The organism is Pseudarthrobacter enclensis (assembly GCF_001457025.1).
Lineage (GTDB): Bacteria > Actinomycetota > Actinomycetes > Actinomycetales > Micrococcaceae > Arthrobacter > Arthrobacter enclensis.
This window is the reverse complement of record NZ_KQ758599.1, coordinates 429925-452174: the sequence shown is the minus strand read 5'-3', so window position 1 is coordinate 452174 and position 22250 is coordinate 429925. Positions and strand designations below refer to the sequence as shown.

At 68.5% G+C, this 22250-nt stretch carries 22 protein-coding genes and 2 tRNA genes; 5 read left to right on the top strand and 19 right to left on the bottom strand.

What is annotated here, in order from left to right; translation table 11 throughout:
* Window positions 1-92: 92 nt before the first annotated feature.
* A complete protein-coding gene (locus AS031_RS02030) occupies window positions 93-1205 on the bottom strand; it encodes a winged helix DNA-binding domain-containing protein (RefSeq protein WP_058266466.1) in 1113 nt (370 codons plus the stop codon).
* Window positions 1206-1260: 55 nt separating this feature from the next.
* Between AS031_RS02030 and AS031_RS02025 the strand changes: the two genes are divergently transcribed.
* Window positions 1261-1752: a hypothetical protein gene (locus tag AS031_RS02025; protein WP_141688734.1), complete on the top strand. Its 492-nt coding sequence runs from the start codon at window positions 1261-1263 to the stop codon at window positions 1750-1752.
* Here AS031_RS02025 and AS031_RS02020 read toward each other — a convergent pair.
* The 17 genes from AS031_RS02020 to AS031_RS01940 form a co-directional block, all read right to left on the bottom strand.
* Window positions 1733-2800, bottom strand: a complete 1068-nt coding sequence (locus AS031_RS02020; protein ID WP_058266464.1) for a UDP-N-acetylmuramate dehydrogenase — start codon at window positions 2798-2800, stop codon at window positions 1733-1735. The two genes, AS031_RS02025 and AS031_RS02020, sit on opposite strands and share 20 nt — an antisense overlap.
* A gap of 41 nt (window positions 2801-2841) precedes the next feature.
* Entirely contained in the window at window positions 2842-4119 is a 1278-nt protein-coding gene (locus AS031_RS02015; RefSeq protein ID WP_058266463.1) for an MFS transporter, read from the bottom strand.
* A gap of 10 nt (window positions 4120-4129) precedes the next feature.
* Window positions 4130-4567, bottom strand: a complete 438-nt coding sequence (locus AS031_RS02010) for a MaoC family dehydratase (protein ID WP_058266462.1) — start codon at window positions 4565-4567, stop codon at window positions 4130-4132.
* 2 nt (window positions 4568-4569) lie between these two features.
* Window positions 4570-5031, bottom strand: coding sequence for an FAS1-like dehydratase domain-containing protein (locus AS031_RS02005; RefSeq protein ID WP_058266461.1), 462 nt, complete (start codon window positions 5029-5031; stop codon window positions 4570-4572).
* A gap of 68 nt (window positions 5032-5099) precedes the next feature.
* Entirely contained in the window at window positions 5100-5324 is a 225-nt protein-coding gene (locus tag AS031_RS02000) for a DUF3188 domain-containing protein (protein ID WP_058266460.1), read from the bottom strand.
* Between the two features lie 72 nt (window positions 5325-5396).
* Window positions 5397-6338, bottom strand: coding sequence for a DUF2797 domain-containing protein (locus AS031_RS01995; protein WP_082641949.1), 942 nt, complete (start codon window positions 6336-6338; stop codon window positions 5397-5399).
* 29 nt (window positions 6339-6367) lie between these two features.
* Window positions 6368-7231, bottom strand: a complete 864-nt coding sequence (locus AS031_RS01990) for an HpcH/HpaI aldolase/citrate lyase family protein (RefSeq protein ID WP_058266459.1) — start codon at window positions 7229-7231, stop codon at window positions 6368-6370.
* Window positions 7232-7413: 182 nt separating this feature from the next.
* Complete coding sequence (locus AS031_RS01985) at window positions 7414-8355, bottom strand: aldo/keto reductase (protein ID WP_058266458.1); 942 nt, start codon at window positions 8353-8355, stop codon at window positions 7414-7416.
* 31 nt (window positions 8356-8386) lie between these two features.
* Entirely contained in the window at window positions 8387-10099 is a 1713-nt protein-coding gene (locus AS031_RS01980; RefSeq protein ID WP_058266457.1) for a glycoside hydrolase family 13 protein, read from the bottom strand.
* Between the two features lie 175 nt (window positions 10100-10274).
* The gene (locus AS031_RS01975) at window positions 10275-10931 is read right to left on the bottom strand and encodes an SDR family oxidoreductase (RefSeq protein WP_058266456.1); all 657 of its coding nucleotides are present in this window, start codon (window positions 10929-10931) and stop codon (window positions 10275-10277) included.
* Window positions 10932-10946: 15 nt separating this feature from the next.
* The gene (locus AS031_RS01970) at window positions 10947-11504 is read right to left on the bottom strand and encodes a dihydrofolate reductase family protein (protein ID WP_058266455.1); all 558 of its coding nucleotides are present in this window, start codon (window positions 11502-11504) and stop codon (window positions 10947-10949) included.
* 3 nt (window positions 11505-11507) lie between these two features.
* Window positions 11508-12098: a carboxymuconolactone decarboxylase family protein gene (locus tag AS031_RS01965; protein WP_058266454.1), complete on the bottom strand. Its 591-nt coding sequence runs from the start codon at window positions 12096-12098 to the stop codon at window positions 11508-11510.
* 82 nt (window positions 12099-12180) lie between these two features.
* Window positions 12181-12969, bottom strand: a complete 789-nt coding sequence (yidC, locus tag AS031_RS01960; RefSeq protein ID WP_058266453.1) for a membrane protein insertase YidC — start codon at window positions 12967-12969, stop codon at window positions 12181-12183.
* Window positions 12970-13060: 91 nt separating this feature from the next.
* Window positions 13061-13134, bottom strand: a tRNA-Met gene (locus AS031_RS01955).
* Window positions 13135-13195: 61 nt separating this feature from the next.
* Window positions 13196-13267 (bottom strand) — tRNA-Thr (locus AS031_RS01950).
* Between the two features lie 371 nt (window positions 13268-13638).
* Window positions 13639-15621 carry a DEAD/DEAH box helicase gene (locus AS031_RS01945; protein ID WP_058266452.1) on the bottom strand — a complete coding sequence of 661 codons (1983 nt, stop codon included), beginning with the start codon at window positions 15619-15621 and terminating at the stop codon, window positions 13639-13641.
* A gap of 404 nt (window positions 15622-16025) precedes the next feature.
* Window positions 16026-16682 carry an MOSC domain-containing protein gene (locus tag AS031_RS01940; protein ID WP_058266451.1) on the bottom strand — a complete coding sequence of 219 codons (657 nt, stop codon included), beginning with the start codon at window positions 16680-16682 and terminating at the stop codon, window positions 16026-16028.
* Window positions 16683-16823: 141 nt separating this feature from the next.
* Here AS031_RS01940 and AS031_RS01935 point away from each other — a divergent pair, with 141 nt between their 5' ends.
* The 4 genes from AS031_RS01935 to AS031_RS01920 are packed head-to-tail and all read left to right on the top strand — an operon-like array spanning window position 16824 to window position 21344.
* Window positions 16824-17462 carry a hypothetical protein gene (locus AS031_RS01935; RefSeq protein ID WP_058266450.1) on the top strand — a complete coding sequence of 213 codons (639 nt, stop codon included), beginning with the start codon at window positions 16824-16826 and terminating at the stop codon, window positions 17460-17462.
* Window positions 17463-17464: 2 nt separating this feature from the next.
* Entirely contained in the window at window positions 17465-18676 is a 1212-nt protein-coding gene (locus AS031_RS01930; protein ID WP_058266449.1) for a glutathionylspermidine synthase family protein, read from the top strand.
* The gene (locus AS031_RS01925; protein ID WP_058266448.1) at window positions 18673-20166 is read left to right on the top strand and encodes an APC family permease; all 1494 of its coding nucleotides are present in this window, start codon (window positions 18673-18675) and stop codon (window positions 20164-20166) included. Before AS031_RS01930 ends, AS031_RS01925 begins: the two co-directional genes overlap by 4 nt.
* Window positions 20163-21344, top strand: coding sequence for an acyl-CoA dehydrogenase family protein (locus AS031_RS01920; RefSeq protein ID WP_058266447.1), 1182 nt, complete (start codon window positions 20163-20165; stop codon window positions 21342-21344). Before AS031_RS01925 ends, AS031_RS01920 begins: the two co-directional genes overlap by 4 nt.
* Window positions 21345-21460: 116 nt before the next feature.
* Here the strand turns inward: AS031_RS01920 and AS031_RS01915 are convergent, their stop codons facing one another.
* A complete protein-coding gene (locus AS031_RS01915) occupies window positions 21461-22231 on the bottom strand; it encodes an SDR family oxidoreductase (RefSeq protein ID WP_058266446.1) in 771 nt (256 codons plus the stop codon).
* Window positions 22232-22250 lie beyond the last annotated feature (19 nt).

The following is a 22250-nucleotide window of genomic DNA, read 5'->3' as shown; positions in this document are numbered from 1 at the left end:
CTGGCCCGCATGACCGGTGTTGCCCGGCACCGGTCATGCGGGGTGGGGCCGGTCTGGCGGGTAAGGGCCGGTTACGCCGGAGGGCCCGCGTGTCAGCCGGCCAGGAACCCGAGGTACCGGCGGGCGGCCCGGTCAAACGCCGCCTGCGCTGCCGTTCCCATCGGCGGGACCCCGTCGAAAAGTCCGGGTACGACGGCGGCGCTTGCGCCCGTGCCTTCCCGCGCCCAGGTGCCCACCACCTTTCCACCGGCCACCAGGGTTTTCTTGAACACGCCGTTGCCGCCGGGAACGATGCTGTTGAAGTGTTCCGGGGCCAGGACTGCGCTTCTGTCCGTGTAGCCAAGTACCAGTTCATCAAAGCCCGGCAGCAGCAGGACCGACCGGGCCCCGGGAACACCGGACTCCAGCAGCGACGCCGTCTCCGGAGACAACCAGTAGCTGGTGCCGTCGACGTCCAGCTCCACCACAGAGCCGCGGATGTCCGCCAGGGCGGCCCGGACATCGGTCAGCGGCAGCTGTGTCCACCATGCAAAGTCGCGCAGGGTGGCCGGTCCGTGGCTGCGGAGGTAGCGCAGCAGGAACTCCGCCCGTGCCTCGTCGCGCTCCAGCCGGCGGGACACCGGGATCCATGCGTCAAACGCCACCAGCAGCTGCTGGTTGCCGGAGAGCGGCCCCTGGACCAGCCACCCGTGCCGGCACAGCGTCCCGAGGATGTGGATGCCCCGCTGCCCTTGGGTGGGCTGCCCGGCAGTTTCAAACGCCCCGAAGAGTTCCTGCCGGCTCAGCGGCCCGCCGGTGGCGATCGCAGCCAGGGCCAGGTCCCGGCACTTCTCGACGTCATCCCAGGTGATGCCGAGTTCCCGGTGCCTGCCGGCGATGCTCCTGGTGAGCCGCTCGGCGGTAAGGTCCAGCATCCAGGCAAGGTCCTCGGGCGCCACCAGGTGCAGGGTTCCGCGCATGGGCCACGACCTGACGACCGAGCCGGAGTCCAGGGCCGCGCGCACCCCGGCCAAGGTGGATCCCGGCAGCCGGACACCCACCGCCCACAGTGCGGCCTGCAGGTCCTGGCCCTGCATGGCGGTCATCCAGCGCACCACATCGGCGGCAGACGCGCCGCAGCGGCCAAGGTCCAGCAGGCCCTGGGACGCCAGCCGCAGCCTGCCAAGCAGGCGCGCGTCCCGGGACTTCAGCGTCAGTGCAGCCATGCACCTCATCCTAGGGGCGGCATTCCGGGCCGGATACGCCGGATAGGGTGGAACCATGACTTTGGGGAGTTTGTGGCAGTTGTTCGCGCGTAAAACCAGGTTCTGGATGGTGGGGGGAACCGCCGGAGTCGTCGCCGGAACCGCGCTGGGCTGCCTCTCCCTCACCAAATTCATGGGCAACGGGCACTCCGAACCCCGGCTGCTTCTTCCGTCCCTGGCCCTGAGCCTCGGCGGCGGCTATGCGGTGCTGTTTCCCGCCCTCCGGGTGGGCTACCATGACCTGCGGATCCACCGCGGCTGGCGGCAGCACCCCATGCCAGGCCGGGTGCTGTGGGTCCTGTCCCTGGCCGTCGCCGCCGCAGGACTGGCCACGTGCATCGTGGCGGGGATGTCCAGTCCGCTGGCACCCGGACTGCTGGTGTGGCTCTTCATGGGCGTTTACCTTGCCCTGGCCGGCTGGTCCGTGGCCCTCATGGGTGCCGCGCAGTCCCTGCGCCAGGTACCGGCGGATGCTCCGCCGGGAACGGTTACAGCTGCAGGCCGATAAGCAGCGGCTCGGGGTGGAGCCGGATGCCAAACTTGCCTTCGACGCCGGCACGCACCTCGCGGGCCACGGCCACCATGTCCTCGGCCCGCGCCGGGCCCCGGTTCGTGATGGCCAGCGTGTGCTTGGTGGACAGCGATGCCCGGCCGCCCGAGACGCTGTCCGGTTCAAGTCCGAAGCCCTTGCCGAAACCGGCGTGGTCAATCAGCCAGGCGGCGGACAGCTTCACCATGCCGTCCCGTCCTGCCGGGTAGCGCGGTGCGGTTTCCGGCAGGGACCCGGCCACATCCTCCGGAACGATCGGGTTGGTGAAGAACGATCCCGTGGAGAAGGTATCCCGGTCAGCCGGATCCAGGACCATGCCCTTGGAGGCACGCAGCCGCAGCACTTCGCGGCGGACGTCGTTGGCGTAGGCCCGCTGGCCCGTTTCCACGCCAAGGGACCGGGCCAGTTCCGCGTACCGGATGGGCGCGCTCATGCGGCCCAGCGGCAGCTGGAACTCGACCGTGAGGACGACGTAACGGGGTGACCCGTTCACGGTGGTCTGCTTCAGGATGGAGTCCCGGTAGCCGAACTTGAGCTCGGAGTTGGTGAAGGTCTGCACGGCGTTCCGCTCACGGTCCCAGGTCCGGACCGCTGCGATGGTCTGTGAGACGTCGGCGCCATAGGCACCCACGTTCTGGACCGGCGTCGCACCCGTGGAACCGGGGATCCCGGAGAGGGCTTCGATTCCGGACCAGGCGTGGCGGACGGCGTGGTCCACCAGTTGGTCCCAGTTGTGGCCGGCCTGCACCACCACGGCCACTCCGCCGCAGGAGTCTTCGGCGTTCACGGTGAACCCCTCGGAGGCGATCCTGATGACTGTCCCGGGGAACCCGTCGTCGGAGATCAGCAGGTTCGAGCCGCCGCTGATGATCAGGACCTGCTCCCCTGCGGCGTCGGCGGCACGGACCGCGTCGATGATCTCAGACTCGGTCCGGGCCTCGACATACTGGCCGGCAGGGCCTCCGACGGCGGACGTGGTCAGGGAGGAAAGCAGCGTGGAAGTCACCTGTCCACGTTACTTGAAGATACTTGCCTGACGCAGTTCCGCTAAGTACCGGCAGGCTTCCGGGCCACCGGTGACAGGACGAAGCTGACGGCCAGCATCACCATGACGGCCAGCAGGGAGTGCAGGATGCCCACGTGCTCGGCCAGCAGGCCCAGGAGCGGCGGACCGCAGAGGAAAGCACCGTAGCCGATGGTGGACACCACGGACACCCGGGCTGCGGCCTTGGCGGGGTCGTCGGCGGCGGCGGACATGCCTACCGGGAATCCCAGGGACGCGCCCAGGCCCCAGATCGCCAGCCCCACGAAGGCCAGCCAGGGCGACGGGGCGAACACGAACAGGCCCAGCCCGAAGACCGCCAGCGCGGCGCACCAGCGCATCACCGGAACCCTGCCGTAGCGGTCGAGCACCAGTGTTCCGGCGAACCGTCCAATGGTCATGAACGTGACGAACAGTCCGTACCCGGCGGCGCCGGCTGCGTCCGTCTGGCCATGGCCGTCCGCCAGTGCAAGGGCCACCCAGTCCCCCGCTGCCCCTTCCGCCAGGGCGAGGCCGAGGACCAGCACCCCCAGCAGCAGTGTGCGGCGGTCGCGCCAGGCCTGGGCGATCTTGCGCTTGTTGTCGAGCGGGGCGTCTCCCGGGCTTCCCGCCTGGATGATGGGGATTGGCCCGGTGGTGGGGTCCTCGAAGTGGTCCGGGGTGTAGGTCCGCTCGGCCGCGACGGGGGTGCTGTCGGCACGGAACCAGGAGGCCGCCGTGGCTACCGAGACGGCGACCACCAATCCCGCCGCACCGAGGTGCCAGGCCACCGGCAGCGACACGGCGGCGGCAGCGGCGCCCAGCCCCGCCCCTGCCACGGTGCCCAGGCTGAAGGCGCCGTGCAGCCGGGGCATGATGTGCCGGCCCACGGCCCGCTCCACGGCCGCGCCTTCCACGTTCGAGGCCGTGTTCCAGCTGCCGGTCCCCAGCCCGATGACTGCCAGTCCGGCCGCTGTGGCCACCGGACTGGCCAGGACGGTCGTTCCCAGGCCGGCGAGCAGCAGGCCGCAGCCCACCATGATGCTGCCGGTCCGGATGGTCTGCTTTGAGCCGAGCCGGAGCACAATCAGCCCGGAGGCGGACACGGAGGCGAAGGACCCCAGCGTCATGCACAGCAGGAGGACGCCGACGTTGCCCGGGGTGAGGTCCAGCGCGTCCCGGATGGCAGGGAGCCGCGATACCCAGGAGGCGAAGGCGAGGCCGCTGGCGCCGTAGGCCACCACGACGGCGTTGCGCCACCGGGTGACGTCGGGTGAAACGGTGGCGGCTGCTGTCTTGGCCAAAGGGGGACGGCTAGGAGAGCTTGACGAGGGCCTGGGCCTTCATCAGGACTTTTTGGCCCGCCGAGACCACGGTGAGGTCCACCCGGGCGGTGCCGGCATCGGCGTCGAGCTTTCCAATGGTTCCGCTGACCTCGATGGTGGCGCCCGGTTCCGTGGTTCCGGTGGTATCCGCCACGACCACCGGTTTGGTGAAGCGGGTCTGGAAATCGACGACTGCGGCGGGATCGCCTGCCCAGTCGGTCACCAGCTGCACGGCCGCGCCCATGGTGAACATGCCGTGCGCGATCACGCCGGGCAGTTCGACGCCCGTGGCGAAGGCCTCGTTCCAGTGGATGGGGTTGAAGTCGCCGGATGCGCCGGCGTACTTGACCAGGTCGGTGCGGGTGACGTCCACGGTGCGGGCGCCGATGTCCTGGCCGGCTGCCAGGTCGGTGAATTTCGGGCTCATGGTTACTGTCCCTCTCCGCGGACCAGGATGGATGAGGTGGTGGTGGTGACCGCTTCGCGGGCATCGCCGTCGCCGAGGGCAAAGATTTCCGAGCGGGTGGTGATCATCGCTCCCCCGCCCATGGCGCGGACGCCGTCCACGTGCAGCTCTGCGACGAGGCGGTCCCCGGCAAGGATCGGCCGGTGGTGGGTAAAGCGCTGGTCGGCGTGGACCACGCGGGAGAAGTCGATGCCGGCTTCGGGATCCTCGATGAGCTGGGCGTCGGCGCGCTGGGCGATGATGATGGCGAAGGTGGGCGGTGCCACGAGGTCGCTGTGCCCGAGGGCCTTGGCGGCGTCCACGTCGAAGTGTGCAGGGTGGGTGGCCTTCACGGCCCGGGCGAACTCGCGGATCTTCTCGCGGCCAACGTCGTACACCTCTGCGGCAGGGTAGCTCCGGCCCTGCAGATCCGGATTGATAGTCATGGCCTCAAGCCTATCGTCCGGGTTGTGGCGGGCCGAAAACGGGTCCCGCTTCCCCGGGCCGTCGGCTCCTAGCGGCGGATGTTCTTGCGGATGGCCTGCCCGCGGACCACGATGCCTGCCACGTGCAGGACCAGTCCCAGCCCGATCAGCGGCAGCGAGGCCATGGCCAGGCCCTGGTTGCCGCTGGTGTTGCCCACCAGGTTCAGGATGATTCCGACGGCGATCAGCCCCATGGCGCCGAAGACCAGGACTTTGTAGCGGGTTGGCGCGGTGGCCCAGAATTCGTTCAGCACCCAGCCAGTTTACCGGGCTGCCGGCCCTGCAGGCGCGGCTCCCGCCGGCCGCGGCCAGGCCGCACGGGCGTGCTAAAACAGCGGCTCCTGCACGGCGGGCACCGGTGACGCGAAGTGTCCCGGTTCGATGGTGCGGCCCGCCAGCTGTGCCAGGCCCACCACAAACAGTGCGTCGGTGCCGTCCAGGCGGGCCAGGACGTTGGCTCCGCTGATCGCGGCGACCGTGAACCCGTGCCCGCCCGAGTCCAGCGGATAGGGGTAGGCGTGGCGCTCCGCGGCACCGTAGAGCCCCGCCGCCTGGGCCGGCCGTGCCCAGGATTCGTCCCGCACCGTGAAACCGTCGTTACCGGCGCCGGCCAGCAGCTGCCGGACCGCGGCCGCATGCCGGCTGTTGATGGCGTCCAGTTCAGCGGCTGTGCGCGGCTGCAGCAGCGCGGCGGTCTTGGCTGCCGAGCGGACCTGCTGGGTCAGCCCAAGCCCCGCAGTCACCAGGTCCTCGAGGATCCGCACCACCCGGCCGTCGTCGGTCTTCGCGACATAGCGGGCCACGGCCGCGCCTTGTTCGGCCAGCCTGTTCCATTTGCGCGGGCCCGAGGCGGTGCCCACCTTGGTGGCGCCGCCAGCGAACGTGGCCACGTACAGCCAATGCTCCTGCATCAGGTACTCCCGCAGCCCGGGGGTCACCCGGCCGCCGCGGTGGAAGTCGTGCATCAGGCGGGACTCGTCCAGGACGAAGCACCGCCCACACTGCCTGCCCTTGACCGCAGGTGCGGCGGCCGTGCACAGGATGTGGTCCCGCCGGGTGGACGAACGGACCACGACGTGGCCCAGGCAGGACGTGGCCGGGCCCGCCACCCGGAACCCGAGCCGCGCGCCCGGATGGAGGGCAAGCTGCGTCAGGCCCCGGTCAGGCGACTGGAGCCGAAGCACCGGAGCCCCGGCGTCGTCCGCGGCTTTGGCGGCGGGAGGTCCATCCCAAAAGACCCCGTGGACCAGATGCGGGGCATCGGTCACGGGGTCCGTGGGCAGGGCGGCTGCGGACACTACAGTGCCGGCTTCACCCCGAAGGCGACCGCGAGCTTCATGATCTTTTCGGCGCGGCCCAGGCGGGGCAGGTCCGAGCCGTCGCGGATAACGCGGCCGTTGGCTTCGAAGTCGTTCATGAAGTCGGTGGCCCAGGCGACGTCCGACGGGGTGGGGCTGATGACCTCATTGATGACCGGGGTCTGGTCGATGGCCAGGCACAGCTTGCCTGTCATGCCCATCATCACGGTGATGCCGGTCTGTTCCCGCAGGATCGGGTGGTTGGTGCCGACGGTGGGACCGTCGATGGGACCGGGCAGGTTGCCCACGCGGCTGGCAACCACCAGCTTGGCTCGCGGGTAGGCCATGGCCTCGGGGGTGGCGGCCATGCCGGTGTCGCGGCGGAAGTCGCCGGAACCGAAGGCAAGGCGGAACGCGCCCTGGGCCTTGGCGATGTTGTTGGCTTCCTCGATGCCGACGGCGGATTCCACCAGCGGGATGACCGGGGTCTTGCCGTCCATGCGGTGGAAGCTCTCGGTGACCTGGTCAGCCGATTCCGTCTTGGCGAGCATCACGCCCAGCAGGCCGGGGGTGCCGCGGAGGCCGGCGAGGTCGTCAGCCCAGAACGGGCTGGTGGCGTCGTTGATGCGGACCCAGGCCTGGCCGCCGCTGGACAGCCAGTCCACCACGTTGGCCCGCGCGGTGTCCTTCTGTGAGGGATCGACGGCGTCCTCGATGTCCAGGATGATCGAATCTGCGCGTGAGACGGCGGACTGGTCGAAGAGTTCCGTTTTCATGGCGTTGACAAGGAGCCAGGAGCGGGCGATCTCTGCGGGAATGCTGCGTTCAGGCCGTACAGTCTCGGCGGCGGTGGTAGACGTCATGGTTTCTACAGTATCTGCCCCGCAACCGGCGCACCGAAGAAAAGGGCCCCCTTGTGAGGATCAATACGAACTAAACCCGATATGACCGCTTTCCCCGTGACAGCAGGTAGCAGCAAGTGCCGTTACGGGGCCCCATAACGGCACTTGCTGCTACCCAGTTGGGCAGGCCCCTCAGGAACTGCTCAGGGGATGTTGCTGCCCCGTGCGGTGACCCAGAGCCGGTACCAGTCGGCCCGGCTCAGTGCCTGCGCCACCCTCGGGGCGTCGGAACAGGCGCTGATCCTGCGCGGATTCACCGTCCCGACTACCGGCGCGATCCCGGCCGGATGCTTCATCAGCCACCCGAGCAGGATCGCCTCGCCCGTAGTGTTGTGCTGCTCGGCAAGCCCACCGACCAGCCGGGCCGTGGCGGCCTCCGCCGTCGTGGGGTTCTCCGGCTCCGCGCCCGTGTAGGTGCCGCGGGCCAGCGAGCCGTAGGCCTGGAGCGTGATGTTGTTGCGGGTGCAGTACTCCACCGTCCCGTGCGGGAAGCTGTAGTCCAGGTGCTCGGCATGGTTGACCAGGACCTGGCTCTCCAGCCACGCCCGCTTGAGCAGGCTCATCTCCAGCTGGTTGGCCACCACGGGCGTCTCCAGCCGGTCCTGCAGTGCCTCAATCTGCGCCGCGGACATGTTGGAAACGCCCAGGTGCCGGACCTTGCCTTCGGACATCAGCTGCCCGACGGCGGAAGCCACCTCCGCGGGGTCCGCCAGGGGATCCGGGCGGTGCAGCAGGAGGACGTCCACATAGTCAGTCCGCAGCCGCCGCAGGCTGCCGTCCACCCGTTCAAGGATGGCGTCCCGGCTCAGGTCGTAGTGCGTCTGCAGCCCGCGCTCATTGAGCCTGATGCCGCACTTGGTCTGCAGCCGGATCCGGTCCCGCAACCCGGCAGTGCCCGCAAGGACCTCGCCGAAGACGGCTTCGGACTTTCCGTTCCGGTAGATGTCCGCATGGTCGAACAGGGTGATGCCGGCGTCGAGCGCCGCCTGGACGGCAGCTGCTGCCTCGTCCACGTGGCCGGGGCCATGTGGTTCGTCGGTCCAGCTGCCGCCCAGGCCCATGCAGCCGTAAATCAGTTCCTGCATGCCGGCTTCCTGGCCGCGCCGGGCAGCGGCATCAGCGCAGCCACGCCGTGGTGTTGGCCGGCAGCTTTCCGTCCTCCAGCGGCGCGCTGGTGACCAGCACGTCCCCGGCGGGCAGTTCTACGGGGGTGCCGCCGAAATTGGTCACCGACTGCCAGCCGTTGGGACGCTTGAAGTGCAGGACGTCCGGGGCACCGTTGTCCACCCACTCGAGTTCCTCGCCGGTCTGCAGCTCCCGGCGGAGTTTCAGCGCGGTGCGGTACAGCTCAAGGGTGGAGCCCTGCGTCCCGTCCTGGGCCTCGACGGCGTACTTGCTGAACCAGTCCGGCTGCGGCAGGTGGGATCCGCCGTCGCCGAAGCCGAAGGACGTTCCCTCCACCTTCCAGGGCAGCGGGACCCGGCAGCCGTCGCGGCCGATCTCCACGCCCTTGTTGCGGAAGAAGGTGGGATCCTGGCGCTCGGACTCCGGAATGTCGGCGACTTCCTGCAGTCCGAGTTCCTCGCCCTGGTACAGGTAGGCGGATCCCGGGACGGCGAGCATCAGGAGCGTCGCTGCCCGGGCCCGGCGTTCACCGAGTTCCGCGTCCAGCTGGTCGGCGGGGCCGCCGGCGAGCAGCCAGTCCTTGCCGTCCTGGCCCTTGGCGCCGGCCTTCTCCTTGGCGATCTGCGGCAGGCCGTAGCGGGTGGCGTGCCGGACGACGTCGTGGTTGGAGAACACCCAGGTGGAGGAGGCGCCGGTGGCCGCGGCCTCAGCCAGGTTCCTGGTGATGATCTCCTTGTACTCGGCGGCGTCGAAATCGGCCTGCAGCAGGTCGAAGTTGAAGGCCTGGCCCAGGCCCTGCGGGCTGGCGTAGCGGGCGCGCCGGGTCGCGTGCACCCAGGCTTCGGCAACAGCGGTGCGCGGCGGGTTGTACTCGTTGAAGACCTCGCGCCATTCGGCGTAGACCTCGTGGACTTCGTCGCGGTCCCAGAACGGGTGGGTGCCGTCGTCGAAGCCGTCCACGCCGGTGTTGGCGGCGCTCAGCTCCAGCTTGGACAGCAGCGGTTCGGTGAGGTCCTTGGTGAGCGCGTGCGCCACGTCAACACGGAAGCCGTCAACGCCGCGGTCGGACCAGAAGCGCAGGGTCTTGAGGAAGTCGTCGCGGATTTCGCGGTTGGACCAGTTCAGGTCCGGCTGTTCCTTGGCGAAGATGTGCATGTACCACTGGCCGGGGGTCCCGTCGGGTTCGGTGATCCGCTCCCAGGCCGGTCCGCCGAACACCGAATCCCAGTCCGACGGCGGGAACTCACCGTTGGGGCCCTTGCCGTCACGGAAGATGTAGCGGTCGCGCGCCGGGGAGCCCTTGGGCGAGGCAAGGGCTTCCTGGAACCAGCGGTGCCGGTTGGAGGAGTGGTTGGGGACGATGTCCGCGATGAGCTTGATGCCCGCGCCATGAAGGGCGGCCGCCATCGCGTCGAAGTCCTCCAGCGTGCCGAGCTTGGGGTCCACGTCGCGGTAGTCGTCCACGTCGTAGCCGCCGTCGGCGAGGGCCGAGGGGTAGAACGGGCTCAGCCAGACGGCGTCGATGCCCAGCGCTTTGAGGTAGGGAACCTTGGCGGTGATGCCTTTCAGGTCGCCGATGCCGTCGCCGTTGGAGTCGGCGAAGCTGCGCGGGTAGATCTGGTAGACGGACGCCTGCCGCCACCAGTTGGGGTCGGCCAGGCGGTCGGAGTCGGACAGGGTTGCCAGCGTGGCAGTGGTGGACAAGGAACGATCCTTTTCATCGGTTCGGATGTTTTTATTTTGAATCTAAATTTACTTCCCCAGCCATTATCTGTGCGGTGCAGGCTGAGGTCAACAGCCCTGCCCGGCCGCGGCGGGAGGCTGCCGCGCGGGCCACGCAGCGGTGGCGCGTGTTCGGCACGGCAGCTCCCGCCCCCGGCTAGGCCCGGGGCTCCAGCGCCGCGGCCACGGGAAGCGATCCGTCGCGGAACCCGATGGTCCGGCCCGCGGTTTCGGGCAGGTCCAGCACGGCCGCAGCCACGATGGCGGTGTTGGCGCGGGAGGTCTCCCCGCCGCCTTCCTTCGGCGGGTCGACGTCGATGCGGCCCGTGCCCGCCTTCTCCGTCAGCGTCCCCGGCCCCAGGATGGTCCAGTCGAGCCCCGTTCCGCGCAGGTACTCGTCCGCCGCCGCCTTGGACTCGGCGTAGGCGAAGAAGCTGTTGTCCTCCGGCACGCCGTGGTCCCTGCCGGCTCCAAGGTAGGACACCATGACATACCGGTTGACGCCGGCCTGGGCCGCTGCGTCCATGGATCGGATCGCCGCGTCCCGGTCCACGGCGTAGGTTCGTTCGGGATTTCCGCCGCCGGCACCGGCTGACCACACCACGGCGTCGTGGCCCTGGAGCGCCTCGGCGATGGCCGCCGTCGGAGCGTTCTCGATGTCGAGGATCCCCGGCGTTGCGCCGGTGGCGGCGACGTCGGCGGAGTGGTCCGGGTTGCGGATGAAGGAGGTGACGCTGTGGCCTTCGCCGGTGAGGATGGTGGACAGGAGCAGGGCCACTTTGCCGTGGCCGCCGATGATTGCGATTCGGGTCATGGACCCATTCTGCCCCTAGGCCAGGCAGCGGTAGCGGAGATAGACAACGCCGTTGCCGAACCGGCGTTCATCAAGGAGTTCCAGCCTGGTCACCAGACCCTGCGGGAAGAACGGCACTCCTCCCCCGACCGCCACCGGGTTGAGGAACAGCGCACACTCATCCACGAGGCCCGCACGGAGGGCCTGCGTCGCGAGGGTGGCCCCGCCGATGCTGATGGTCCGGACAGCCGTGGCTTTCAAGGCCCGGATGGCTTCCGGATCGAAGCGGCGCTCAACCCGGGTCCGCGGTGTGGCGGCCTGGCCCAGGGTGGCCGAGTAGACGATCTTGTCCGCAGCCTTCCAGATCCGCGCATAGTCCCGGATGACCGGCGGATCCTCCCGGGTGCCCAGGGTTTCCCAGGCGGACATCACCCCATACATGCGCCGGCCGTACAGGTACGTTCCGGTATCCCGCTCCAGGTCGTTGACGAACGCATGCACTTCCTCGTCCGGGGTGCTCCAGTCGAAGTTTCCGTTGCTGTCCGCCACATACCCGTCCAGGGAGGCGATGCCGCCGTAAACCAGTTGTGCCATCGGCTAGTGTTCCGCCGCCCGGAACGGGAGGGGTTCCAGCAGCGCCGCCTGGAGGTCCGGGCTGAGGCCTGCCGGGATGTCAAGGTCCACGTTCAGGGCCAGCAGGGCACGGCTGAAGAAGTTCCGGGCAGCGGCGGCCAGCGTGATGTCTGCGATGGCGCGGTCCGTGAAGCCCAGGTCCCGCAGCTGCCGGGCGTCCTCGTCGGTCATGGCCACGGGGTCGGTGCTGAGCCTGACCGCGTAGTCCATCATGGCCACTTCATCGTCCGGCAGGCCGGCGTGGCGGTAGTCCCTGGCGATGGCGGCGAGTTCCGACTCCTCCATGATGGACAGCGTTTTCTTCCCGTGCGCCAGGCGGCAGTGGGTTGACCCCAGGGCCTGCGCCGCCGCCAGCGTCACCAGCTCGTAGCGCCGCAGGCCCAGCGAGGAGCTGATGGCCCCGGTCAGGGCTTCCCAGGCAAGGTAGGCCTCGGGGTTGAGGCTCATGGCCCTGGTGTGGCTGGGCACGTATCCGAGGGACCGGATGTCCTCCGCGTAGATGCCGGCCTGCGGGCCGTCCGCTTCGGCGTCGGGGATCAATCTGAGAATGGTCATGGCTGGTCCTGGAGGGCGGGGCGCTGGCTGGTGCGCCCATTGTTGTCCTGCTCCCGGTATTTGTAAACAGGCCGTCAGCGCATCAGGTACGCCGCGTCACCACGTATTGCTGGGCCAGCGTCCAGAGGTTGGAAACAGTCCAGTAGACCAGCACGCCAAGGGGGAAGAAGACGCCGCCGGTGGCGAACACCACGGGCAGGACCACCAGCAGGATCCGCTGCTGCCGGACCAGCGGGTTGTCCGGGTCCCCCGCGGTGAAGGTGCGGGCAGCCACGAGCTTTTGCGTAAGGAACTGGCAGAGGGTCATCAGCAGGATCATGGCGACGGCCAGGACGGCGACGGCGGCCGGGTCGCCGCCGCCGTGCAGCAGCGACGCGGACAGGGGTGCCCCGGCGATGGTGGCCGCGTCGAACTGGCGCACCAGGTCCTGGCCCATCGCGGCGATGCCTGCCCCCTGGCGGGCCGCGTCCGGGATGCCGGCGAGCACCTGGAAGAGGCCCAGGAAGAACGGCGCCTGGATGAGCAGCGGCAGGCAGGCGGAAAAAGGGTTGGTGCCGTGCTTCCGGTACAGGGCCATCTGCTCCTGCACCATGGCCTGCCGCGACTGCTGGTCGGTTTTGCCCTTGTACTTCTCCTGCAGCGCCACCAGGTCCGGCTGCAGCTGCCGCATCCGGCGCTGGGCGCGGACCTGCGCGAGGAAGACGGGGATCAACGCGGCCCGGACCACCAGCACCAGTCCCACGATGGCGAGCGTCCAGGCGATGCCGGAATCCGCCGGGAGGCCCAACGATGACAGCCCGCCGTGGAAAGCCACCAGGATGGCGGACATCAGCCATCTGAAAGGCTCCATGACCTGCGTGATGAAGTCCATCGAATCCCCTGTCCGCCGGTTGCTGCCAAGCTACTGCGGATCCGGGAAACAGGAAAGCCCCCTGGATCCGTGATCCGGGGGGCTTGTCCTGTAGCGGTGGGGAGGCTCGATCTCCCGACCTCACGATTATGAGTCGTGCGCTCTAACCAACTGAGCTACACCGCCACGAATGAGAAAAACCTGCGTCAAGCCGGTCAAAACCGCCTTGACGCAGGCCCTCATTCAGAGCCCCCCACCGGAATCGATCCGGTGACCTCGTTCTTACCAAGAACGCGCTCTACCACTGAGCTAGGGGGGCAACGAGTAAATACTCTACCGGAAGATTTGCGCACCAACAAATCGGGGCTGCGGGCCCCTGGGGCGGCGTCCCACGGCCGTGCAGTTCGCCGTCGCACGCCCCTTTTTCCGCGGATTTCCGCGGTTTTCAGCCCTCGTGAAGAAGCCCTCGAGAGGCCGCGGGAGGAACCTTCCGGGCGGCCCGCCCGGCGGTTCCGGCCCGAATGTGTCCATCACCACACTCCTCCCGGCCCTGTCTGCAGGCCGGCATGGGCGTCACGCACCTGGAGGCCTGCCCAACGCTTCGCGGCCCTCCGCGGCGTTAAACGACGGCGACGGGCCGGCTCGAAAGCCGGCCCGTCGCCGTCGCGCATGGTTTACCTTGCGGTGGGCTTACCACTTGCCCTTGCGGTTGTAGTCGCGGTGCCCGCCGTCAGCGCCGTGGCGCGGCTTGCGCGAGCCGTCGCCGTGGCCGAAGCTGCGCTCGGACCGTTCGCTGTAGGAGCGGCCGCCGCGGTCAGCGGAGGACCGCTCGCCGTCGTTCTTCCGGAAGTCCTTCTTGAACCCGCCGTTGCCCTTGAAGTTGCCACGGTTGCCCTGGTAGCCGCCGCGGTCGCCACGGTCCCCGCCGGAGGGGCGGCGTCCGGAGTCCAGCTCCAGGTGGATCAGCTCGCCGCCGATCCGGGTCCGGGACAGGGCGCGCAGCTGCTCCGGGCTCAGGTCCGCCGGCAGCTCCACCAGAGAGTGGTCCGAACGGATGTCGATGCCGCCGATCTGCGAGGACGAAATGCCGCCCTCGTTGGCGATGGCGCCCACGATCGAGCCGGGCATGACACGCTGGCGGCGGCCCACCGCGATGCGGTACGTGGCGTTGCCCTCGGTCAGCGGGCGGGAAGGCCCGCGGGAGCCGAAGCCGTCCTTGCTGCGCTCGCGCTTCTGGAAGTCCGGAGCCGCCGGCAGTTCCTTGACCAGCAGCGGCTGGCCGCCCTGGGCCATCACGGCCAGTGCCGCAGCGATTTCTGCTGCCGGCACCTTGTGCTCCTCCTCGTAGGAAGCGATGAGGTCGCGGAACATGGCCACGTCCTCGGAGGCGAGGGTCTCGGTGATGCGCTCGGCGAACTTGCCCAGGCGGAGGGTGTTCACGGTTTCGGCCGTGGGCAGGTGCATCTGCTCCACCGACTGGCGGGTGGCCTTCTCGATGGCGCGCAGCAGGTACTTCTCGCGCGGCGTCATGAACAGGATGGCGTCGCCGTTGCGCCCCGCGCGGCCGGTCCGGCCGATGCGGTGCACGTAGGACTCGGTGTCGTGCGGGATGTCGTAGTTGATGACGTGGCTGATGCGTTCCACGTCCAGGCCGCGGGCGGCGACGTCCGTGGCCACCAGGATGTCGATCCGGCCTTCCTTCAGCGCGTCGACGGTGCGCTCGCGCTGCTGCTGCGGGATGTCACCGTTGATGGCTGCAGCCTGGAAACCGCGGGACTTCAGCTTGTCCGCCAGGTCCTCGGTGGCCATCTTGGTGCGCACGAAGGCGATGACGCCGTCGAACTCTTCCACCTCGAGGATGCGGGTCATGGCGTCCAGCTTCTGCGGGCCCATGATCTGCAGGTAGCGCTGGCGGATGTTCGATCCGGTGGAGGTCTTGGTCTTGACCGAGACCTCTTCGGGGTCGTTCAGGTACTGCTTGGACATGCGGCGGATCTGGCCGGGCATGGTGGCGGAGAACAGCGCCACCTGGCGGTCCTCGGGGGTCTGCTGGAAGATCTGCTCCACGTCTTCGGCGAAGCCCATCCGCAGCATTTCGTCGGCCTCGTCCAGCACCAGGTACTGGAGCTCGGACAGGTCCAGGGAGCCCTTGGCGATGTGGTCGATCACGCGGCCGGGGGTTCCCACGACCACCTGGGCGCCGCGGCGCAGGCCGGCGAGCTGGGGGCCGTAGGCGGAGCCGCCGTAGACGGGCAGCACGGTGAAGTCGTCGATGTGCTTGGCGTAGGAGGTGAAGGCCTCGGCCACCTGCAGCGCGAGCTCACGGGTGGGTGCCAGGACCAGGGCCTGGGTTTTGCGGGACGGGCCGTTCAGGTCGTGGAGTTCGGCCAGGCGGGACAGGGCCGGCACTGCGAATGCTGCAGTCTTGCCGGTACCGGTCTGGGCCAGGCCGACGACGTCGCGGCCTTCGAGCAGCAGCGGGATGGTGGCTGCCTGGATGGGGGAAGGCTTTTCGTAGCCGACGTCCTGCAGGGCGGCAAGGACACGGCCGTCGATGCCGAGGTCAGCGAACTTGACGCCGCCCTCGTCCTCGCCCTGCGGGGCGGCGGGTGCCTCGGCCGCAACGGCGGGAGCTTCGTCGATCACGGTGGTGTCGTTCTGGTTTTCGGGCATAGGGAGATGTTCCTCATCCATAGGGGGCCAGGCGGCACTACCCGTGGGTGAGCGGAGCCGCAGTACATGTGCCGGGATGCCGGGCAAACATTGACCGGCCGGTCACAGAAGTCCGGCGCTTTCGCAATCCCGTGGCAGGACTTCGCGCTGCATCTCTTGGCTGCTATCCCAGCAGTCTGTACAGCGTTTTCTTCAGCCGGCTCTCCCTATGAAAATGCCCGCCGGTTCGCGGGCCCCAACACTTGCCAGTCCTGCCTCAAGAATTGGGCAGGAAAAAGGGATTTCCGGAGTGGGGGATGTATCCAGTGTAAGGTACCCCCCGCCGTTGCCGGTAATTAAGCGGACGACGGCGGCGGTGAGGTTGGGCACACTCCCGCCATCCGCCGGGCTGCTTCCGGTCCGGGCTACTGCCCCAGCCGCCGCAGCAGGGCCTCGAACTTCTTTCCAAACTCGGGCTGCTGCAGCCGGATCTCGCCGTCGGCCTCGGCGTCCCTGAGCGCTTCCATGGCCTCAACGTCCGGGTCGCTGAACCACTTGCCCACGGTAACCCCGTGACGCGGAACGAAGACGCGATGGATGTGGTCCCCGGCCTGGATGCTGCCGGTCCTGACCACCCTGAGGTAGGCGCCGACGCGCCCCTCGTCGGTGAAGCGTTTGACCCACTGGCGCTCCCCCAGCCGCCGCTGGAAGGTTGCGCAGGGAGTCCGCGGCGACGTGACTTCCAGCTCGACGTCGAGCCCGATCCGCCAGCGTTCGCCGATGACCGCACCGGTGGCATCAATGCCGGCGACGCGCAGGTTTTCCCCGAATTCTCCCGGCGGCACGTCCCGCTGCAGCACGCCACTCCAATAGTCGGCGTCGGCCTGGGAATAGGCGTAAATGGCTTGGTCGGGTCCGCCGTGGTGGGCCCGGTTGGCCTGGATGTCGCCCGTCAGGCCCAGCCGGTGCACCTTCACGGGGCCCTCCGCCGGGCGCTTGTCGATTGCGGTCACACCTACGCTTGAGGCATCCGGCAGGAGCTGGTGGACACGGCAGACGGCCAGCAGTGAAGCGGTTTCCATGGCATAAGTCTAGGGTCAGGCCGCCAACGCTCCGCCGTGGGCAGTTCTCCCCCTCTTGAGGCTCGCAGCCGGGCACCGGCAGCGGCTACGCTGATGTGCAGATCACAACTTGGGGTGCAGCGCTGTGCCCAATTCACGTGGATGACTAAGGGGGACGCCGTGGATCAAGATGATAAGGATCCCAAGGACGGGCAGGACCAACGCCCGCAGGACGGGCCGGCCGGTGACGGTGCTGCGCCCGCCGGCGGCGCCAACGCCCCCAAGCCTCCCCCGTGGCAGGTGCCCAAACCGGACCTGCGCCCCGACCTCCTGAACCAGCCCGTCACCCCGGTGGACCCGTTTGCCCGGGACCGGGAGAAGCAGCGCCAGGAAGAAGCGGCCCGGAAGAAGCGCTCCCAGCGGCGGACCGTCGTCGTGGGCCTGGGCGTGACAGCACTGCTCGCAGGAACCATCACCGCGGTCGTGGCCAGCAACCAGGACGATCCTGAATACGCGCAGGTGTGCTTCAACGACGAAACCGGCGAGCGCGTCGAGGACCGCAACTGCGACAGCTCCGCCGGCCGCAGCGGCGGGCTGTACGCCTGGTACTTCTACTCCCGCGGCGCCGCGGTCCCGGCCGTTGGCCAGAACCGGTCCACCGCGCCCAACTACACCAGGACCGTTCCCAGCGGCGCCAAGGCCTCCACTGGGTACAGCTCCAAGGGCGGCACGGTGAGCCGCGGCGGATTCGGTACCAGCGCCAAGAGCGGTACCAGCGGCGGCAAGAGCTCGGGAGGCTGAGGGTGAAGCGGTTGCCGGCAGCCCCCCGCCCGGGCTGGAAACAGAAAATCGAAGAGCAGGGCCTGGTCTTCTCCACCACCACCATGGACGACGGCCGGAAGATCGAGTACTGGAACGAGTCCGCCTACTACGAGTTCACCGAGGCGGAGGTGGAAACGCTGGAGAATACGGCCGAAGAGATGCACCGTATGTGCCTCGAGGCGGCCAAGTTCCTTGCCACCGGCGCCATGGGGCCCATCGGCATCGGCCCCCAGGCCCTGGAGCTCGCCGCAGCATCCCTGCAGGCCGGTGACGTGGATGTCTACGGTCGCTTCGACTTCATCTATGACGGGCAGGGCGGTCCCGCCAAGATGCTCGAATACAACGCCGACACCCCCACGGGCCTGATCGAGGCCGCCGTAGCCCAGTGGTTCTGGCTGCAGGACGTCTTCCCGGAGAAGGACCAGTGGAACGGCATCCACGAGGCCCTGATCCGGCAGTGGAAGAAGTTCCAATACCGCACCGGCATGTCCACGCTGCACGTGGCCCACTCCGAGGTGGAGGAATCCGGCGAGGACTGGATGACGGCTGCCTACATGCGGGATGTGGCCAGCCAGGCCGGGTGGACCACCATCGGCATCAACATGTCCGATATCGGCTGGGACCCCAACCTGAACCGGTTCGTGGACATGGACAACTTCATGATCAGCACCATCTTCAAGCTCTACCCGTGGGAGCAGATGGTGAAGGAGCCGTTCGGTCCGCGGCTGCTGGAACGCGCCCACAACCCGCGCTGGGTGGAGCCGGCCTGGAAGATGCTGCTCTCCAACAAGGCGCTGCTGGCCGCGCTCTGGCACCTCTACCCCAACCACCCCAACCTGTTGCCGGCGTACCTGGACAATCCCGGCCCGCTGACCGAGTGGGTGGCCAAGCCGCTGCACGGCCGCGAAGGGGACAACATCAAAATCCACGCACCGGGACTCAGCCTGGAGCAGCCCGGCGGGTACGGACGCGAAGGCTGGTGCTACCAGCAGTACCACCCACTGCCCGACTTCGACGGCAACCACCCTGTCCTGGGCCTGTGGGTGGTGGACGGCGAGTCCGTGGGCTGCGGCATCCGGGAATCGGATGGCCCCATCACGGACTACTTCTGCCGCTTCGTGCCCAACACCATTGACGCGCCCGCACCGCTGGGCGCCGGAACTTCCTCCAGCAAGGCAGGTATCACGCTATGAGCACTGACATGACGACGGCGGATGGCCCGGGCGGTCCGTCCGGCGCCACGGTCCAGGCCAAGGGGCTGCGCGCCGGCATCCTGGACCTGGGCGACTCCGTCATGCTTGGCTTGGCCTCCACGGCACCGGTGTACTCCCTGGCGGCGACGTTGGGCCTCATCGTCTCCGTCAACGGAAACTACACGCCGTTCATCCTGCTGCTCGGCTTCATCCCGGTCCTGTTCATCGCCTATGCGTTCCGTGAACTGAACAGCGCCATGCCAGACTGCGGCACCACCTTCAACTGGTCCCGCAGGGCCTTCGGCCCCTGGGCGGGCTGGTTGGGCGGCTGGGGCGTGGCGCTCGCCGGGATCGTGGTGCTTGCCAACCTGGCCCAAGTGGCCGGGCAGTACCTGTGGCTGCTCATCGGTGACGGATCACTGGCCCAGAACAAGTTGCTGGTCACCGGCACGGGCGTGCTCTTCATCGCGCTGATGACCCTCGTGAATTACCGGGGCATCCGGCTGGGCGAGCACGTCCAGCGGGTCCTGACCTACGTGCAGTACATCGCCCTGGGGATTTTTGCGCTGGCGATCGTGATCAGGATCGTGGGCGGCCCGCCGGAGGGACAGGCGTTCGACTTTGAGTGGTTCAACCCGATAGGCGCCTTCGCCGATCCCGGGGCCGTGGTGCACGGGGCCCTGCTGGCCCTGTTCATCTACTGGGGCTGGGACACCTGCCTGGCCCTGAACGAGGAAACCGAAAACCCGTCCACAACGCCTGGCCGGGGCGCCGTGATCTCCGCGTTCGTCCTGGTGGCCATCTATGTTTCCGTTGCGCTGCTGGTCATGATGTACGCCACCGTGGGCAGCGACGGCATCGGCCTGGGCAACGAGGCCAACCAGGACGACGTCTTCCTGGCCATGAAGGACGTGGTGCTGGGCCCGTGGGGCTGGCTGATCGTCGTCGCGGTCCTGGCCTCCGTGTTGTCCTCCACCCAGACCACCATCCTGCCCACGGCCCGCGGGACCCTGTCCATGGGAACCCATGGGGCGCTTCCGCCCAAGTTCGGCGAGGTGCACCCGAAGAACCAGACTCCGGGCTTCTCCACCAAGGTGATGGGCATCGCGGCCGGGGCGTACTACGTGGCCATGAGCTTCCTCAGCGAGAACCTGCTGGCGGATTCCATCAGTGCCATCAGCCTCTTCATCGCGTTCTACTATGCACTGACCGGGTTCGCCTGCTTCTGGTACTTCCGGGGCACCCTCCGCGCATCGGCCCGCAACCTGTGGTTTCGTGGCATCTTCCCGCTGCTGGGCGCGCTGCTCCTTACTGCGGCCTTCTTCATCTCGGCGGTGCAGATGTGGGACCCCGCCTACGGCGACACGCAGATCTTCGGCGTCGGCGGCGCCTTCGTCAGCGGTGTGGTGCTGCTGGCCCTGGGCGTGGTGCTTGCAGCCGTCTGCCGGTTCCTGCCCTCCACCCGCGGCTACTTCCTGGCCAGGACATGACAGACCTGCCGGGCGCATCCGACGTCCTGGATCTGGATTCCCTGCTCAGCGACGATGAGCGTGCCCTGCGGCAGAAGGTCCGTGACTTCACCGTCCAGCGGATCAAACCGGACATTGCGCGGTGGTACGAGGATGGCGTGTTCCCGGTGGAACTTGCCCCGGAACTGGGTGAGCTGGGTGTCCTGGGCATGCACCTGGACGGCTATGGCTGCCCGGGCCGGTCCGCCGTCGACTACGGCCTGGCGGCGATGGAACTGGAAGCAGGAGACTCCGGGATCCGTACTTTCGTTTCCGTGCAGGGGTCGCTGGCCATGACGGCCATCCACACCTGGGGCTCCGAGGAGCAGAAGCAGGAGTGGCTGCCGCGGATGGCCGCCGGCGAGCTGATTGGCTGCTTTGCCCTGACGGAGCCGTCTGCCGGGTCCGATCCGTCCTCGATGGCCACCACCGCTGAGCGTGACGGCCGCGGCGAGGATGCTGGGTGGGTGCTCAACGGCTCCAAACGCTGGATTGGGCTGGCGTCCGTGGCAGGGGTCATGGTGGTGTGGGCGATGACCGGGGACGGCGTCCGCGGCTTCCTGGTGCCGGCGGGAACGCCTGGCGTCACCGCCACACCCATCACGCAGAAGCTGTCCATGCGCGCGTCCATCCAGTGTGACGTGGAGTTCGACGGCGTCAGGCTGGGTCCGGAGGCCCTGCTCCCGGGCGCGTTCGGGCTCCGGGGCCCGTTCACCTGCCTGAACGAAGCCCGCTACGGGATCGCGTGGGGCGCCATGGGGGCGGCCCGCGACTCCTACGAAGCGGCCCTGGCCTACTCCCAGGACAGGCAACAGTTCGGCAGGCCGCTGGCCGGGTACCAGCTCACGCAGGAGAAACTGGTGAACATGCTGGTGGAGGTCCAGAAGGGAACCATGCTGGCGCTGCACCTGGGCAGGCTGAAGGATGCGGGTAAGCTCCGGCCCGAGCAGATTTCGCTGGGCAAGCTGAACAACGTGCGCCAGGCCATCACCATCGCCCGCGAGGCCCGCACCATCCTGGGCGGCAACGGCATCACCCTGGACTATCCGCCGCTGCGGCACGCCGCCAACCTGGAATCCGTGCGGACGTACGAGGGAACGGACGAGGTCCACACCCTGATCCTGGGCCAGCACATCACCGGCCTGTCCGCCTTCCGCTGACCGCTTTCGGGGCCCTACATTCCCCAACCAGGTAGCAGTAAGTGCCGTTTTGGGGGCTCAAAACGGCACTTGGCGCTACCTAGTTGGGAGGGGAGCCGGGAAGGGGGCCCGGGCACCTAGGCCGAGAAGCCACCGTCGGACTTGATCAGCTGCCCGGACACCCAGCGGCCGGCCGGGGACAGCAGGAACGCCACCGTCCCGGCGACGTCTGCGGGGGTGCCGAGGCGGCCGGTGGGCTGGCGTTCGACGGCGGACTTCCGGATGTCGTCGTCCATCCAGCCGGTGTCAACGGGGCCGGGGTTGAGGACGTTCGCGGAGATTCCCTGCGGGCCGAGCTCGCGCGCCGCGGCAATCACGATCCGGTCCAGTGCCCCCTTCGACGCGCCGTAGGGAAGGTTGAACGCAGTGTGGTCACTGGTCAGCGCAACGATCGCGCCGCCGTCGTCCGTTGCCTGCCGGGCGAACGCGGCAATCAGCTGCCAGCTGGCCCGCGTGTTCACGGCGAAGTGCCGGTCAAAGGACTCAAGGCTGGTGTCCAGGATGCCGGAGTCCACTGACTCCGCATGGCTGAGCACCATCCCCTGCAGCGGTCCGGCGAGCTGCACGGCCTCAGCCACCAGCCGGTCCGGCACTCCCGGATCCTGCAGGTCGGCGGACAGGACGTGGACCTGGGCGCCGATCGCCTCAAGCTCGGCGGTCAGGCGGACGACGTCCTCGGGTTCGCTCCCCCACGGCATCCGCTCGTCATACTCCTGCCAGTAGGCCAGCACCAGGTCCCACCCGTCGGCCGCGAGCTTGCGGGCGATCCCGGCGCCAATGCCGGCCAGCCGCCCTGCCCCGGTGATGAGGGCAACGTTGCGGGCAGGTGCTGGCGGCGTGGATTCCATGCTTCCCAGCCTAGCCGCG

Excerpts from the sequence above, each read along its gene's own strand:
- AS031_RS02010 (WP_058266462.1), bottom strand. The coding sequence starts at position 4,567 with ATGAGCCCGAAATTCACCGACCTGGCAGCCGGCCAGGACATCGGCGCC.
- AS031_RS01945 (WP_058266452.1), bottom strand. The coding sequence starts at position 15,621 with ATGCCCGAAAACCAGAACGACACCACCGTGATCGACGAAGCTCCCGCC.
- yidC (WP_058266453.1), bottom strand. The coding sequence starts at position 12,969 with ATGGACTTCATCACGCAGGTCATGGAGCCTTTCAGATGGCTGATGTCC.
- AS031_RS01935 (WP_058266450.1), top strand. The coding sequence starts at position 16,824 with ATGACTAAGGGGGACGCCGTGGATCAAGATGATAAGGATCCCAAGGAC.
- AS031_RS01990 (WP_058266459.1), bottom strand. The coding sequence starts at position 7,231 with ATGACGTCTACCACCGCCGCCGAGACTGTACGGCCTGAACGCAGCATT.
- AS031_RS02005 (WP_058266461.1), bottom strand. The coding sequence starts at position 5,031 with ATGACTATCAATCCGGATCTGCAGGGCCGGAGCTACCCTGCCGCAGAG.
- AS031_RS01965 (WP_058266454.1), bottom strand. The coding sequence starts at position 12,098 with ATGACCATTCTCAGATTGATCCCCGACGCCGAAGCGGACGGCCCGCAG.
- AS031_RS01925 (WP_058266448.1), top strand. The coding sequence starts at position 18,673 with ATGAGCACTGACATGACGACGGCGGATGGCCCGGGCGGTCCGTCCGGC.
- AS031_RS01970 (WP_058266455.1), bottom strand. The coding sequence starts at position 11,504 with ATGGCACAACTGGTTTACGGCGGCATCGCCTCCCTGGACGGGTATGTG.
- AS031_RS01940 (WP_058266451.1), bottom strand. The coding sequence starts at position 16,682 with ATGGAAACCGCTTCACTGCTGGCCGTCTGCCGTGTCCACCAGCTCCTG.
- AS031_RS02030 (WP_058266466.1), bottom strand. The coding sequence starts at position 1,205 with ATGGCTGCACTGACGCTGAAGTCCCGGGACGCGCGCCTGCTTGGCAGG.
- AS031_RS01920 (WP_058266447.1), top strand. The coding sequence starts at position 20,163 with ATGACAGACCTGCCGGGCGCATCCGACGTCCTGGATCTGGATTCCCTG.
- AS031_RS02025 (WP_141688734.1), top strand. The coding sequence starts at position 1,261 with ATGACTTTGGGGAGTTTGTGGCAGTTGTTCGCGCGTAAAACCAGGTTC.
- AS031_RS01915 (WP_058266446.1), bottom strand. The coding sequence starts at position 22,231 with ATGGAATCCACGCCGCCAGCACCTGCCCGCAACGTTGCCCTCATCACC.
- AS031_RS01985 (WP_058266458.1), bottom strand. The coding sequence starts at position 8,355 with ATGCAGGAACTGATTTACGGCTGCATGGGCCTGGGCGGCAGCTGGACC.
- AS031_RS01975 (WP_058266456.1), bottom strand. The coding sequence starts at position 10,931 with ATGACCCGAATCGCAATCATCGGCGGCCACGGCAAAGTGGCCCTGCTC.